This is a genomic window from Micromonospora sp. CNZ286 (genome assembly GCF_014207755.1).
On the sequence record NZ_JACHIZ010000001.1, the window covers coordinates 1,185,338 to 1,198,767 of the forward strand.

At 74.0% G+C, this 13,430-nt stretch carries 15 protein-coding genes; 10 read left to right on the plus strand and 5 right to left on the minus strand.

The features are described from left to right. Window positions 1-131: 131 nt before the first annotated feature. Window positions 132-1,088 carry a threonine/serine dehydratase family protein gene (locus tag FHX31_RS05720; RefSeq protein WP_013287774.1) on the plus strand — a complete coding sequence of 319 codons (957 nt, stop codon included), beginning with the start codon at window positions 132-134 and terminating at the stop codon, window positions 1,086-1,088. Between the two features lie 203 nt (window positions 1,089-1,291). Here FHX31_RS05720 and FHX31_RS05725 read toward each other — a convergent pair whose 3' ends face one another. Continuing rightward, window positions 1,292-1,777 (minus strand): roadblock/LC7 domain-containing protein, encoded by a 486-nt coding sequence (locus FHX31_RS05725; protein WP_013287773.1) that lies wholly within the window; start codon window positions 1,775-1,777, stop codon window positions 1,292-1,294. Further along, the gene (locus FHX31_RS05730) at window positions 1,774-2,145 is read right to left on the minus strand and encodes a hypothetical protein (protein WP_013287772.1); all 372 of its coding nucleotides are present in this window, start codon (window positions 2,143-2,145) and stop codon (window positions 1,774-1,776) included. The genes FHX31_RS05725 and FHX31_RS05730 overlap by 4 nt, the downstream gene beginning before the upstream one ends. Window positions 2,146-2,383: 238 nt before the next feature. On the opposite strand from FHX31_RS05730, the gene FHX31_RS05735 reads away from it, so the two are divergent. Together FHX31_RS05735 and FHX31_RS05740 are read left to right on the plus strand one after the other, a co-directional pair. Then, window positions 2,384-2,710 (plus strand): PadR family transcriptional regulator, encoded by a 327-nt coding sequence (locus tag FHX31_RS05735; RefSeq protein ID WP_013287771.1) that lies wholly within the window; start codon window positions 2,384-2,386, stop codon window positions 2,708-2,710. Then, a complete protein-coding gene (locus tag FHX31_RS05740) occupies window positions 2,704-3,669 on the plus strand; it encodes a hypothetical protein (RefSeq protein ID WP_235437417.1) in 966 nt (321 codons plus the stop codon). The genes FHX31_RS05735 and FHX31_RS05740 overlap by 7 nt, the downstream gene beginning before the upstream one ends. Window positions 3,670-3,686: 17 nt before the next feature. Here the strand turns inward: FHX31_RS05740 and FHX31_RS05745 are convergent, their stop codons facing one another. After that, window positions 3,687-4,355: a M48 family metallopeptidase gene (locus FHX31_RS05745; RefSeq protein WP_184975350.1), complete on the minus strand. Its 669-nt coding sequence runs from the start codon at window positions 4,353-4,355 to the stop codon at window positions 3,687-3,689. A gap of 143 nt (window positions 4,356-4,498) precedes the next feature. On the opposite strand from FHX31_RS05745, the gene FHX31_RS05750 reads away from it, so the two are divergent. From FHX31_RS05750 to npdG, 4 genes are all read left to right on the plus strand, one after another. Further along, the gene (locus FHX31_RS05750; RefSeq protein WP_030273123.1) at window positions 4,499-4,702 is read left to right on the plus strand and encodes a hypothetical protein; all 204 of its coding nucleotides are present in this window, start codon (window positions 4,499-4,501) and stop codon (window positions 4,700-4,702) included. Window positions 4,703-4,779: 77 nt separating this feature from the next. Further along, window positions 4,780-5,538, plus strand: coding sequence for a histone (locus FHX31_RS05755; protein WP_221488015.1), 759 nt, complete (start codon window positions 4,780-4,782; stop codon window positions 5,536-5,538). A gap of 62 nt (window positions 5,539-5,600) precedes the next feature. Beyond that, complete coding sequence (locus FHX31_RS05760; protein ID WP_184975355.1) at window positions 5,601-7,037, plus strand: RNB domain-containing ribonuclease; 1,437 nt, start codon at window positions 5,601-5,603, stop codon at window positions 7,035-7,037. Window positions 7,038-7,103: 66 nt separating this feature from the next. Continuing rightward, window positions 7,104-7,802, plus strand: a complete 699-nt coding sequence (npdG, locus tag FHX31_RS05765; protein WP_013287766.1) for an NADPH-dependent F420 reductase — start codon at window positions 7,104-7,106, stop codon at window positions 7,800-7,802. Window positions 7,803-7,888: 86 nt separating this feature from the next. Here the strand turns inward: npdG and panB are convergent, their stop codons facing one another. After that, window positions 7,889-8,734 (minus strand): 3-methyl-2-oxobutanoate hydroxymethyltransferase, encoded by an 846-nt coding sequence (gene panB / locus FHX31_RS05770; RefSeq protein ID WP_013287765.1) that lies wholly within the window; start codon window positions 8,732-8,734, stop codon window positions 7,889-7,891. A gap of 119 nt (window positions 8,735-8,853) precedes the next feature. After that, window positions 8,854-10,614: an NAD+ synthase gene (locus tag FHX31_RS05775; protein ID WP_123111276.1), complete on the minus strand. Its 1,761-nt coding sequence runs from the start codon at window positions 10,612-10,614 to the stop codon at window positions 8,854-8,856. Window positions 10,615-10,818: 204 nt separating this feature from the next. On the opposite strand from FHX31_RS05775, the gene glnA reads away from it, so the two are divergent. The 3 genes from glnA (at window position 10,819) to FHX31_RS05790 (ending at window position 13,399) form a co-directional block, all read left to right on the plus strand. After that, window positions 10,819-12,168, plus strand: coding sequence for a type I glutamate--ammonia ligase (gene glnA, locus FHX31_RS05780; RefSeq protein ID WP_013475676.1), 1,350 nt, complete (start codon window positions 10,819-10,821; stop codon window positions 12,166-12,168). An 80-nt stretch (window positions 12,169-12,248) separates the two neighbouring features. Continuing rightward, window positions 12,249-12,674 carry a DUF350 domain-containing protein gene (locus tag FHX31_RS05785; protein ID WP_071098227.1) on the plus strand — a complete coding sequence of 142 codons (426 nt, stop codon included), beginning with the start codon at window positions 12,249-12,251 and terminating at the stop codon, window positions 12,672-12,674. A 32-nt stretch (window positions 12,675-12,706) separates the two neighbouring features. Next, window positions 12,707-13,399 carry a helix-turn-helix transcriptional regulator gene (locus tag FHX31_RS05790; RefSeq protein WP_013287761.1) on the plus strand — a complete coding sequence of 231 codons (693 nt, stop codon included), beginning with the start codon at window positions 12,707-12,709 and terminating at the stop codon, window positions 13,397-13,399. Window positions 13,400-13,430: the final 31 nt, after the last annotated feature.

Below are 13,430 nucleotides of genomic sequence, written 5' to 3' on the forward strand. Positions count from 1 at the left end.
CCCTTCCGCGCAGTTTGCGAGGTGCCACAACTCCAAGATCGACGAGTGCCGGAGCGCGGGGCGGCGGAGCGGCGGGGCGCCGCGCGGCGGGACGGCGCGGGGCACGGGGGCCGGTGTGGGACGCTGCGGGGGTGATCGAGCTTGCGGACATCCAGGCGGCCGCCGACCGGATCGCCGACGTCGTCGTACACACCCCGACCGTGCCCAGCCCGGGACTGACCGAGCTGCTCGGCGTACCGGTCACCGCCAAGCTGGAGCTGCTGCAACGTACCGGCTCGTTCAAGGCCCGTGGTGCGGCGGCCAAGCTGCTCGCGCTCGACGACGCGGAGCGGGCGGCCGGGGTGGTAGCGGTCAGCGGTGGCAACCACGGCATCGCGGTCGCGGTGATGGCCGGCGCGCTCGGGGTGGCGGCGACAGTGGTCATGCCCCGGACGGCGCCCGCCCGCGCGGTCGAGGTGGCCCGCGCCGCGGGGGCGGACGTCCGCCTGACCGAGGACATGGCCGGCGCGTTCGCGCTGATGAACCGGCTGCGGGATGAGGGCGTCACGCTGCTGCACCCGTTCGACGACCCGATTGTGCTGGCCGGGCAGGGCACTGTCGGGCTGGAGTTCGCCGACGACGCCGGTGAGCTGACCGACGTGCTGGTCAGCATCGGCGGTGGCGCGCTGATCTCGGGCGTGGCGGCGGCGCTGCGGGCGCGGCGGCCGGGGGTACGGATCTGGGGCGTCGAGACCGAGGGCGCGCAGGCGATGTCGCAGGCGCTGGCGAAGGGCGGCCCGGTCGAGGTGCCGCTGTCGTCGATCGTCACCACGCTCAGCGCGCCGAGCGTCTCGCAGCTCACCTATGACCATGTGACCGCGCTGGTCAGCGACGTCCTCGTGGTGTCCGACGCCGAGGCGGTGCGGGGCACGCTGGAGCTGGCCGAGCACGCCAAGGTGTGGGCCGAGCCCGCCGCCGGGTGCCTGCTGCCTGCCGCCCGCCGGGTGGTCGAGCGGGTGGGCGCCGACGCCCGGATCGGCCTGGTGGTCTGCGGCGGCAACGCCACGGTGGCCGACGTGACCGCGTGGGCCGGCCGCTTCGGCCTCTGACCCGCCGCGCCGCGGCCGCCGCGCCGCGGCCGCCGCGCCGCGACCGCCGCGCCGCGACCGCCGCGCCACGACCGCCGCGCCGCGACCGCCGCGGCAAGCGCGCGACCGCGCCGCGCGACCGCCGCGCCACACGAACGACAGAACCCGGGGGTACGCCGGCCGCCTCCGGTCCGGACGGGTGGGACCGGGACGACCGGCGTACGTCAGGACGTGGCCGGGCTGACGCCGTCGAGCAGTTCGGCGAGCCGGGCCGCGGTGGTCGGGGCGTGCAGGTGCAGCCGCGCCACGTTGATGCTGTCCGTGCCGACCACGGCGAGCAGCGCCTCTCCGTTGATCGCGTACACGCTGAGGTAGCCGCCGGCGTTGCGCACCGTGGACTGCTGGAAGTCGCCCTGTCCGAGCCGGAACCCGACCTGGCGGCCGAGTCCGTACGTGGTGGCGGCGAGCGCGGCCAGGTCGTCCGGGTCGGCGCCGTTCTGCAGGTTGTGCGTGACGAGCAGGCCGTCGACGCCGCCGAGGACGCAGCCGTGCACGCCGGGGATCTGCAACCGCAGCGCGGAGAGTTCCTGGGCGATGGCCGGGTACGGCAGCGCCGGGTTGCCGGCCAGCGACTGTGGAAGCGCCCGTGGTGGCGGCAGGGTGCCGGCTTGGGCGCGCGTACGGCGGGGGAGGTCGTCCACCCGGCTCACAGTTCCAGGCTCTCCTCGATCGTGCGCAGTTGGTGCCGCGCCATCGCGAGGTTGGCCCGGCTCTTGCTCACCATCAGGTAGAGGAACAGGCCCTTGCCGGTGCGGTTGCTCAGCGGGCGGATCAGGTGGTACTGGCTGCCGAGCGTGATCAGGATGTCCTCGATCTCGTCGTCGAGCTTGAGCATCTCGATGGTGCGCAGCTTGGCGCGTACGACGTCGGTGTTGCCGGCGGCGGCGACCGTCAGGTCGATCTCGCCGGTGCCGCCGGCGACGCCGAGGGTCATGCCACTCGTGTAGTCGACGAGCGCGGCCCCGATCGCGCCGTCGATGTTCATCGCGTTCTTCAGCGCGATGTCAAGGTTGCCCACGATTTTCTCTCCCCAGCTCGGGTCGCTGTCCGCTGGAAGCGCGACAGCGGATTCGTCCGTCGAGGCTCGCATATGGAGTCGTGCGATGCACCCGGGCCACCGGTGATCCACCTGAGCGGGCCCTGCCGGACCGGCCACCGGTTCCGCCGAAGGGGACACACCGTCCCATTGTCGATCACCGTTCGTCCTGCTACCTCGGGTGCACCCGCCCTATGTAGAGTTCCGATAGAGTGCCGCTGTGCGACTGACCATCCCGGTGGCGAAGGTGCTCTCGGCGCTGCTCGCCGAGCCCGAGGCGCCGCGTTACGGCCTCGACCTGATGCGGCTCACCGGCCTGCCCAGCGGGACGCTCTACCCGGTGCTGCACCGTCTCCAGGCGGCGGGCTGGCTCGCCGCCGACTGGGAGGACGTCGACCCGGTGACCGCCGGCCGCCCGGCCCGCCGCTACTACCGCCTCACCGGCGAGGGCATCCGGTCGGCCCGGCTGGCGCTGGCCGAGCTGCGTGCCCTCGTACCCTCCGAACGTGCCGGCGGCGCGGACCCGGCCGGGGCGCCGGCGTGGTGACCCGGCGGGTGGCGGCGCTGCTGCTGCGGGTCGCGGTACGCCGGTGGCCGGCGGAGCTGCGTGCCGACCTGGCCCGGGAGTGGGCCGCCGAACTGCACGAGCTGGCCCGCACCGGCCGCCGCTGGGGGATGCTCCGGTTCGCCGCGAGCCTGGCGGCCCGCCGGGCGGCCACACCACTGACCGGGCGGGCCGGGTCGCGGCGGCTGGGGCGTACCGCAGGGGTGTTGCTGCTCGCGCCGCCGGCCTGCGTCGCGGTGCTCGTGCTCGCCGGCGCGGTGATGGCCCTGACCCACGGGTGGCTGGAGATGCGCGTGCCGTGGGCCGCAGCCGCGCAGCTGCCGACCTGGTCGGCGCTCACCGCGCTGCTCGGCACGGCGCTCGCGCTCGGAGTCACCCGGGCCGCACGCCGGACCGTACGCGTGGGGGCGCTGCCCACCGCGCTCGGCGTGGTGCTGCCGATCGCCGCGACGGTGACCGCGACGCTCGCGCTGCTCGCCGCGCGAGGTGAGAGCCGGGTGTGGGAGACGGTGCCCGGGCTGCTGCTCTGGCTGGCGCTGCTGACGGCGGCGCTCTGGACCGCCGGGGCGCTGGCCCGCCGGGGCCGGGTCCGGCTCGCGTGGTCGGCCGGGCTGCTCGGCGCGCTTGTGGCGGCCGACGCGGCGGTGGTGCTCGCGGTGGTCACCTCGATCCCGGCCACCGCGCCGGTGGCGGACGGCCTGCCGCCGGACGCGGTGGACCGGATTTCCGCGCCGCTCTGGCTGTTCACCTGCTGGACCGACTCGTCGTTCGGGCTGCCCCGGCCGACCGGGTGGGAACGGTTCCTCATCACCGACCGGGTGCTCGTCGAGCCGATGTTCCATCTGGCCTGCACGCCCTACGCCCTGGCGTACGCGATCGCGGCGGCCCGCCCGGCGCCCGCCGCCGTACCCGGTCCGGAGCCCGTCCCGGCACCCGCCTGAGCGTCAGGCGTTCCAGCTCAGCGCCCGGCCGGCCCGCTCGTAGTGCCCGGCCAGTTCGGCGTCGAGCCGCGCGGCGCGCGTCCCGTCTCCACCCGCCAGGTGCCCGGCCCGTGGCCGCCGCGTACCGCGTTGCGTACCGCCGTGGCCACCGAGCCGGTCCGCAGCAGCGTGTCCAGCAGCCGCGACAGCGCCCAGGACGCCAGGTGCCCCAGCCACTCGCCGACCATCACCAGCAGCCCGCCGCCGTCGGACCCGCCCCGGGGCCGGAACAGGTCGGCGGCGTTGCCGAGCATGGTCAGCGCCGGCTGGGTCACCGGCCCACGGCGGACGTCGCCGTTGACGAAGTGGCCCAGCTCGTGGCCGAGCAGCGCGACCCGCGCCGGCCCGTCCAGGGCGCCCCACAGCGGCAGCCCGAGGCCGAGCACACGCCGCCGGCGCAGCCCCACCGACGTCGCGTACGCGTTGATGCCGCCGTCGACGCCGATCACGTGCGGCATCGGCGCGCCCATCGCCGTGGCCACCTCCCGGACCAGGGCGTGCAGCTCCGGCGCATCCCGTTCGGTGAGCACGTCCAGGTCGCGGTCGAGCCGGCCGAAACGCGGCCGCAGCGCCACCGCCAGCGCGATGAGCGCCACGCCGCCGACCACCGCGAGGTTCGGGAAGGGGTACGCGATCCGCAGCCACACCCCGTTCGGACGAGGGCGGGCATGTCCGGGGTCTTCCGCCGTTCCCCGCCGCAACCGCCCCGACCAGGTCTAATGTGGAGAAGGACGTGACTATTTGTGCCGTTCCGGTGGCGGCCGGGCGGTTCCCGGTGCACAGTGATCGCATGAGCGACGACGGAAGTGGTGGGCACTACTACTGGTGCACGCGACACCACCGGGTCGAGACCGATGCCGACGTGTGCCCCGCCAAGCACGTTCTCGGACCGTACGCCTCAGCCGCCGACGCGGACAACGCCCTGCAGACAGTGCGGGAGCGTAACGACGCGTGGGACGCCGAGGACGCCCGTTGGGCCGGGGAGGGCCGCTAGACGGCGCGGGAGGGCCCGCGTCGAGGTGATCCGTGCTCCGCGAGGGCGAGAGCACGTCCCCAGGAAAGGGAACCGAGATGGCCGAAGCACAGCAGGCCACCCGCCCGGCCGCGAAACGGACGACCGCGAAGAGGACCGCCGCGGGCAGGACGACGACGGTCACCAAGGCGTCGCCGAACGCCTCGGGCGCCGGCGCCGGACGGACACCGGCGAAGAAGGCGGCGGCCAAGAAGGCGGCCGCCAGGAAGGTCGTGTCGGCGGCTCGTAAGGCGCCGGCCACCAAGGCCACCACCAGCAGGACGACGGCGAAGAAGACCGCCGCTCGTACGGCGCCGGCCGGCCGGGCCACCGCCAAGACCGCTCCTGCGAAGAAGACCACGGCGAAGAAGGCGACCGCGACGAAGACCACAGCGGCCAAGAAGACGGCGGCGAAGAGGACCACAGCGGCCCGGAAGACCACGACGCCCCGGACCACCGCGACGCCCCGGACCACCGCGACCGCGAAGAAGGCGCCGGCCCGCAAGACGACGACGGCGGCGAAGAAGACGACGGCGGCGGCGGCGGCCAAGAAGACCACCGGCGCGCGGAAGGTCACCTCGGCGGCGAAGAAGACGACCGCCGCCAAGAAGACCACAGCGGCGAAGAAGACCACAGCCTCGACGCGTCCCACGGCGCGCAAGGCGGCGGCGAAGAAGGCGCCCGCCCGCAAGACCACCACCGCGCGCAAGACCACCACGACGGCGAAGAAGACCACCGCCGCGAAGAAGGCGCCGGCCCGCAAGAGCACCGCAGCCAAGAGCACCACCGCACGTAAGGCGCCGGCCCGCCGCGCCTGACGCCGCGGACACCGCTCCCTCCCGGGGAGCGGAACGTGCGGGGCGCTGTCAGGATTGACCGCGTGGTGATCCGACGCGTACTGGCGCCCCGTATCGACTTCGGCGCGCTGCGCCGCGAGCTGGGACTGCCCGAGGGCTTCCCGGCCGCGGCGCAGCGCGAGGCCGACCTGGCGGCCGCCGCGCCGCCGCCCGCAGTCGCCGACCGGACCGACATCCCGTTCGTCACCGTCGACCCGGCGACCTCGCGCGACCTCGACCAGGCCATGCACCTCACCCGCCGTCCCGGCGGCGGCTACCGCGTCCGGTACGCGATCGCTGACGTCCTGACCCACGTACGCCTCGGCGGTGACCTGGAGGCCGAGACGTGGCGCCGCGGGCAGACGGTCTACCTGCCCGACGGCAACGTGCCGCTGCACCCGCACACGCTCAGCGAGGGGGCGGCCAGCCTGCTGCCCGACGTCGACCGGGCCGCCGTGCTCTGGACCGTCGACCTGGACGCCGACGGCGGCACCGCCGCGGTCACGCTGGAGCGGGCGCTGGTGCGCAGCCGGGCCAAGCTCGACTACGGCGGCGTGCAGCGCGACGCCGACGCCGGCCGGCTGCCCGAGCCGATCGCCCTGCTGCCCGAGATCGGGGTGCTGCTCACCGCGCGGGGCCTGAGCCGGGGCGCGATCAACCTGCCGCTGCCCGAGCAGGACGTCGAGCCCGACGGCGACGGGTGGCGGCTGGTGCTGCGCGGCCCCGGCCCGATGGAGGAGCACAACGCGCAGATCTCGCTGCTGACCGGGATGGCCGCGGCCGACATCATGCTGGCCGGCCGGATCGGGCTGCTGCGCACCATGCCGCGCCCCCGCCCGGAGGCGGTCGAACGGCTGCGGCTCGCCGCCGGCCCGCTCGGCGTGCCCTGGCCGGACGGCACACCCGTGGGTCAGGTGCTAGACGGGCTGGACACCTCCCACCCCCGGGTGGCCGCCTTCGTCGACCAGGCCGCCGAGCTGATGCGCGGCGCCGCGTACACCGCGTTCGACGGTGACCTGCCCGAGCAGCCCGAGCACGGTGGGGTGGCGGCCGCGTACGCGCACGTCACGGCGCCGCTGCGCCGCCTCGCCGACCGCTACGCCACCGAGGTCTGCCTGGCGCTGCACGAGGGCCGCGAGGTGCCCGAGCAGGTATGGGCCGCGCTGCCGAAGCTGCCCGAGGTGATGGCCGCGACCGACCGCACAGCGGGCGCCGCCACCCGCGGCGCCGTGGAACTGGCGGAGGCGGTGCTGCTCGCGCACCGGGTGGGGGAGACGTTCGAGGCGGCGGTGCTCGACGTGGACGAACCGCGTCCGGCGGGTAACGGCCGTCCCGGCCGTCCGCCCGGCGGCACGATCGCGCTCGACGAGCCGCCGGTGCGCGCCCGCTGTACCGGTGAGCTGCCGCTGGGCGAACGCGTCCGGGTACGCCTCACCGCCGCCGACCCGGCCCAGCGCCGGGTCGCCTTCGAACGGGCGTGACCAGCGCGGCGATTGTCACAGCATCGGGATGCACCGCTCGCGGCCCCGCTTTGCGAGGATGAGCGCATGGCTTACGACGCGACCACGCTGCCCGACGTCTCCGGGCTGACCGTCGGCATCATCGGTGGCACCGGCGACCAGGGACGGGGTCTCGCCTACCGGTTCGCCCGGGCCGGGCAGACCGTGCTGATCGGCTCCCGCACCGCCGAGCGGGCCACCCAGGCCGCCGCCGAGATCGCCGCCCTGCCGTACGTACCGGAGGGTGCCGTCGTCTCCGGCGGCGACAACGAGGACGTCGCCCGGCGCAGCGACGTGGTGATCGTGGCGGTGCCGTGGGACGGGCACGCTGCCACAGTCGCCGCGCTCGCCGGACCGCTGGCCGGCAAGATCGTGGTGGACTGCGTCAACCCGCTCGGCTTCGACAAGCAGGGCCCGTACGCGCTCACCGTCGCCGAGGGCAGCGCCGTTCAGCAGGCCGCCGCACTGCTGCCCGAGTCCCGGGTCTGCGCCGCGTTCAACCACGTCAGCGCGCCGCTGCTGGCCGACCCGGAGATCGACCGGATCGACCTGGACGTGCTGATCTGCACCGAGGACCGGGAACTGGTGGGCGTGGTCGGCGCGCTGGCCGCGCGGATTCCCGGCATGCGGGGCATCTACGCCGGGCGGCTGCGCAACGCCCACCAGATCGAGGCGTTCACCGCGAACCTGATCGCGATCAACAAGCGCTACAAGGCGCACGCCGGCATCCGGGTCACCGACCTCTGACGCGTCGCGCCGCCGTCGCGGCGGCGCGTGTTAAAAAGGGGCCCCTTCTCTACGCCAGGCGTTAAGAAGGGGCCCTTCCTTACACCTCAGAAGGTGTGCTCGGCCGCGGGGAACTCGCCGCCGCGCACCTCGTCGGCGAACCGGCGGGTGGCGTCGGTCAGCGCGCCCGCCAGGTCGGCGTACCGCTTCACGAAGCGCGGCGCCCGGCCGGTCCGCAACCCGGCCATGTCCTGCCAGACCAGCACCTGCCCGTCGGTGTCCGGGCCGGCCCCGATGCCGACGGTGGGGATGGGCAGCTCGGCGGTGACCCGCTTGGCCACCTCACCCGGCACCATCTCCAGCACCACCGCGAACGCGCCCGCCTCGGCCACCGCCCGCGCGTCGGCGAGCACCTCCTCGGCGGCCTCGCCCCGGCCCTGCACCCGGTAGCCGCCGAGCGTGTGCTCGCTCTGCGGGGTGAAGCCGATGTGCGCCATCACCGGGATGCCGGCACCGGTGATCGCCTCGATCTGGGCGGCGCAGCGTCGCCCGCCCTCCAGCTTCACCGCGTGGCAGCCGCCCTCCTTCATGAACCGCACAGCGGTGCGCAGCGCCTGCGCCGGCCCCTCCTCGTACGAGCCGAACGGCAGGTCACCGACGATCAGCGAGTGCTTCGTGGCCCGTACCACGGCACGCACCAGCGGCAGCAGCTCCTCGGCGGTCACCGGCAGCGTGGTCTCGTAGCCGAAGACGTTGTTCGCCGCCGAGTCGCCGACCAGCAGCACCGGGATCCCCGCCTGGTCGAAGATCGAGGCCGTGTACTGGTCGTACGAGGTCAGCATCGCCCACCGCTCGCCGCGCTCCTTGGCGGCGATCAGGTCGCGGGTGCGTACCCGCCGGGTGGCCGGCCCGCCGTAGAGGGCGGCCACCTCGGCCGGGGTGGACTCCACCATGACAATCTCCTTCCTCGAGGCCGCGCACGCGGTCCCCGGGTTCCCCGCGATCGTCGCACCGGGCGGCGGGCCGCGGGCAGGTCGGAGTGGAGGATGTCACTCCCCGGCCGGGGGAGCGGTCAGCCGTCCTCGCGCCACCGGTTGGTGATCGGCAGCCGCCGGTCCCGCCCGAACGCCTTCATGGAGATCTTGGTGCCGGGCGCGGACTGCCGTCGCTTGTACTCGGCGGTATCCACCATCCGCAGCACCGTGTCCACCACGGCCGGGTCGTGGCCGGACTCGACCAGGCCGTCACGGCCCAGGTCGCCGTCGACGTAGCCGATCAGGATCGGGTCGAGCACGTCGTAGTCGGGCAGCGTGTCGCTGTCGAGCTGGCCGGGGCTCAGCTCGGCCGACGGCGGCTTGCCGATCGAGTTCTCCGGGATCGGCGGCGTCTGCCCGCGCCGCACCGCGTCCGTGTTGCGCCACTTCGCCAGCCGCCACACGAGCGTCTTCCAGACGTCCTTGACCGGGTTGTATCCGCCCACCGAGTCGCCGTAGAGCGTCGAGTAGCCCACCGCCAGCTCGCTCTTGTTGCCGGTGGTGAGCACCAGGTGGCCCTCCTGGTTCGACAGCGCCATCAGGATCACGCCGCGTACCCGGGCCTGGAGGTTCTCCACCGCCACCCCGGACAGCGACATGTTCGCCAGGAACGTGTCCACCATCGGCTGGATCGGCTCGACCCGGTAGTCCAGGCCGGTGCGCTTCGCCAGGTCCTCGGCATCGGTGCGGGAGTGCTCGGAGGAGTGCTGGCTGGGCATCGAGACGCCGACGACCCGCTCCGGGCCCACCGCGTCCACCGCGATGGCCGCCGCCACCGCCGAGTCGATGCCGCCGGACAGGCCCAGCACCACCGAGGGGAAGCGGTTCTTGTCGATGTAGTCGCGCAGGCCCAGCACCAGCGCGTGCCACACCTCGGCCTCGTCGGCGACCGGCTCGATGATCCCGCCGTCCGCAGCCGGACCGGACGGCGCGGCCGGGATCGCCGGGATCTCGTGGCGGGCCACCCGCATCCCGTCGGCCGGCGCGACGGTCCCGCCCGGCGCCCCGGTCGCCGCCGGCAGTTCCAGGTCGTGCACCAGCAGGTGCTCGACGAACTGCGGCGCCCGGGTCAGCAGCGTGCCGTCCGCGGCGACGACCATCGAGTCGCCGTCGTAGACCAGCTCGTCCTGGCCGCCGACCATGTTCACGTACGCGATGGCGGCCCCGGCCTCGGCGGCGCGCCGGCGCACCAGCGGCAGCCGCACGTCGTCCTTGTTCAGCTCGTACGGCGAGCCGTTGATGCTCAGCACCAGCCCGACGCCCGCCTCCCGGGCCACCGCGAACGGCCCGCCGGCCTGCCACAGGTCCTCGCAGATGGTCAGCGCCACGTCCACCCCGCCGACGCGCACCACTGTCAGCGTGTCACCGGAGACGAAGTAGCGGTCCTCGTCGAAGACGCCGTAGTTGGGCAGATGGTGCTTGAAGTAGGTGGCCACCACCTCGCCCCGGTGCAGCACCGCCGCCGCGTTGCGGGCGCCCCGGCCCGGTTCCGCGTCCGAGCTGACCTGCGGCGGGCCGTCCGCGTCCAGGTAGCCGACCAGGACCGGCAGGTCACCGAGGCCGTCGGCGGCCAGGTCGGCGGCGAGCCGGTGCAACGCGGCGCGGGACGCGGCCACGAACGAGCGGCGGAACACCAGGTCCTCGACGGGGTAACCGGTGAGCATCAGCTCGGGGAACAGGACGAGCTGGGCGCCGGCGTCGGCGGCCTGACGGGTCCACGAGCGGACCAGGCCGGCGTTTCCGGCGAGGTCGCCTACCGTCGGGTTGACCTGGCACAGGGCGAGACGCAGGGTGGGCATGCGTTTATCTTCCCCCAGCCGTCCGGGCCGAATCCGACAGGTCGCGGGAGACCGGGGCGGCGCAGCGCGCGTCCCGCCCGTCCGGACACGGCGGGACGGCCGGCCGGGGAAGGCGTAACGTCGGCGTAACGAGCCCGGTGGAGACTGGGCGGTCAGGCCGGGCCGGCCCGACCGGTGCGGACGTACGTGTCACGAGGGGTGGAAGTGGACCGTCAGCAGGAGTTCGTCCTCCGCACGCTGGAAGAGCGGGACATCCGTTTCGTCCGGCTGTGGTTCACCGATGTGCTCGGCACGCTCAAGAGCGTCTCGGTGGCCCCGGCGGAGCTGGAGGCGGCCTTCGAGGAGGGCATCGGCTTCGACGGCTCAGCGATCGAGGGCTTCGCCCGGGTGTTCGAGTCGGACATGGTGGCCATGCCGGACCCGACCACGTTCCAGGTCTTCCCGTTCGAGGGCGGGGTCAGCGGCGAGAGCGCCCGGATGTTCTGCGACATCATGCTGCCCGACGGCAGCCCGTCCTGGGCCGACCCGCGGCACGTGCTGCGCCGGATGCTCTCCCGGGCGGCCGACAAGGGCTTCACCTTCTACACCCACCCGGAGATCGAGTTCTTCCTGCTGGAGAACGGTCCGCAGGACGGCTCGGTGCCCACCCCGGTGGACACCGGCGGCTACTTCGAGCACACCACGCACGCCGTCGCGCGGGACTTCCGCCGCCAGGCCGTGCTGGCGCTGGAGCGGATCGGCATCTCGGTGGAGTACAGCCACCACGAGGTCGCCCCGGGCCAGCAGGAGATCGACCTGCGCTACGCCGACGCGCTCACCACCGCCGACAACATCATGACGTTCCGGCACGTGGTGAAGGAGGTCGCGCTCTCCACCGGCGTGCAGGCCAGCTTCATGCCGAAGCCGTTCACCGACCAGCCGGGCAGCGGCATGCACACGCACCTGTCGCTGTTCGAGGGGGAGCGCAACGCGTTCCACGACGCCGGCGACCCGATGAAGCTCTCCAAGGTCGCGAAGTCGTTCATCGCCGGGCTGCTCACCCACGCCCGGGAGTACACCGCCGTCACCAACCAGTGGGTCAACTCGTACAAGCGCCTGTTCCCGCAGGCGCTGCCGGACCGGATCACCGAGAGCCCCGCGTACGTCTGCTGGGGTCACCTGAACCGGTCCGCGCTGGTGCGGGTGCCCGCGTACGGCAAGCCGAACTCGGCCCGGGTCGAGGTCCGCTCGCTGGACTCCGCGACCAACCCCTACCTCGCGTTCGCGGTGATGCTCGGCGCCGGCCTCAAGGGCATCGAGGAGGGCTACGAGCTGCCCCCGGGCGCCGAGGACGACGTCTGGTCGCTGAGCAGCGCCGAGCGCCGCGCCATGGGGTACGAGGCGCTGCCGGAGAACCTGGCCGAGGCGATCGACGTGATGGCCGGTTCCGAGCTGGTGGCCGAGGTGCTCGGCGAGCACGTCTTCGACTTCTTCCTGCGCAACAAGCGCTCCGAGTGGGAGCAGTACCGCCGCGAGGTCACCCCGTACGAGCGGCAGCGCTACCTCTCGCTCTAGATCACGCTGGCGCGGTGCCGCTATCGTCTGCGGCACCGCCCCGGCACCACCGCCGGGCGGCGTGAGCCGGGGAGGCGTTGGTGCTGGGAGATCTGCTCGACGGGGCGTGGCAGAGCATCGTGTTCGGGATGGTCGGGGTCGCCCTGATGGCCGCCGGATTCCTGCTCGTCGACCTGCTCACCCCGGGCAAGCTGCGGGAGCTGATCTGGGTGCGCCGCAACGGCAACGCCGCGCTGCTGCTCGCCGCCAACCAGCTCGGCATCGCCGGCATCGTCTTCACCGCCGTGCTGACCAGCTACAGCTCGTTCGCCAAGGGGCTCGCGTCCACTGTGGTGTTCGGGCTGGTCGGCCTGCTGGTGATGGCGCTGGCGTTCCTGGTGCTGGACCTGCTCACCCCGGGCAAGCTGGGCGACGTCATCGCCGCCGACGAGCCGCACCCGGCGGCCCGGGTCAGCGCCGCCACCCACTTCGGCGCCGCGCTGATCGTCTGCGCCTGCATCGCCTGAGGGGTGTCGTACCCCCGGGTTAGCGTCCGGGGGTGAACCGCACCGACCGCCTCTACGCCCTGGTCGAGGAGCTGCGGGCGGTCTCGCCGCGCCCGCGCAGCGCGACCTGGCTGGCCCGCCGCTTCGAGGTGAGCACCCGCACCGTCGAGCGCGACATCTCCGCGTTGCAGGGCGCCGGGGTGCCGATCTGGGCCGAGCCGGGCCGCACCGGCGGCTACGTGGTCGACCGGGCGCGCACGTTGCCGCCGGTCAACCTGACAGCGGCCGAGGCGGTGGCGATGGCCGTCGCGCTGCACCGCCTCGGCGGCTCACCGTTCGCCCCGGCGGCCGGCGCCGCGCTGCGCAAGCTGGTCGCGGTGATGCCGCCGGCCGCGGTGGCCGAGGCGCACCGGCTCGCCGGCCGGGTGCATCTGGTCGGCGACGGGCCGGGCACACCCGTCCCGGCCGCCGTCGCCGACGCGGTCGCCGCCGGGCGGGTGCTGCGCCTGCGGTACGCCGACCGCGGCGGTGCCGATTCGGCGCGCGACGTGGAGCCGCTGGCCTACCTGGGCAACTCGGTGCACTGGTACCTGGTCGCCTGGTGCCGGCTGCGCGACGGTCTGCGCTGTTTCCGCACCGACCGGATCCTGTCGGTGCATCCGCTGGCCGAGCCGGTGACCCGGGAGTTGCGTCCCGGCGACCTCGACGTGCCGGTCGACCGGGTGCGCCCGCTCACCCTGGTCTGAAACCCGACAGCGCGGGTCGCCTGCCTCGGCG

Bases quoted from the DNA above. Each gene is read 5' to 3' on its own strand.
- FHX31_RS05750 (WP_030273123.1), top strand. From the start codon at position 4,499: ATGAGCGACGACGGAAGTGGTGGGCACTACTACTGGTGCACGCGACAC.
- FHX31_RS05755 (WP_221488015.1), top strand. From the start codon at position 4,780: ATGGCCGAAGCACAGCAGGCCACCCGCCCGGCCGCGAAACGGACGACC.
- npdG (WP_013287766.1), top strand. From the start codon at position 7,104: ATGGCTTACGACGCGACCACGCTGCCCGACGTCTCCGGGCTGACCGTC.
- panB (WP_013287765.1), bottom strand. From the start codon at position 8,734: ATGGTGGAGTCCACCCCGGCCGAGGTGGCCGCCCTCTACGGCGGGCCG.
- FHX31_RS05775 (WP_123111276.1), bottom strand. From the start codon at position 10,614: ATGCCCACCCTGCGTCTCGCCCTGTGCCAGGTCAACCCGACGGTAGGC.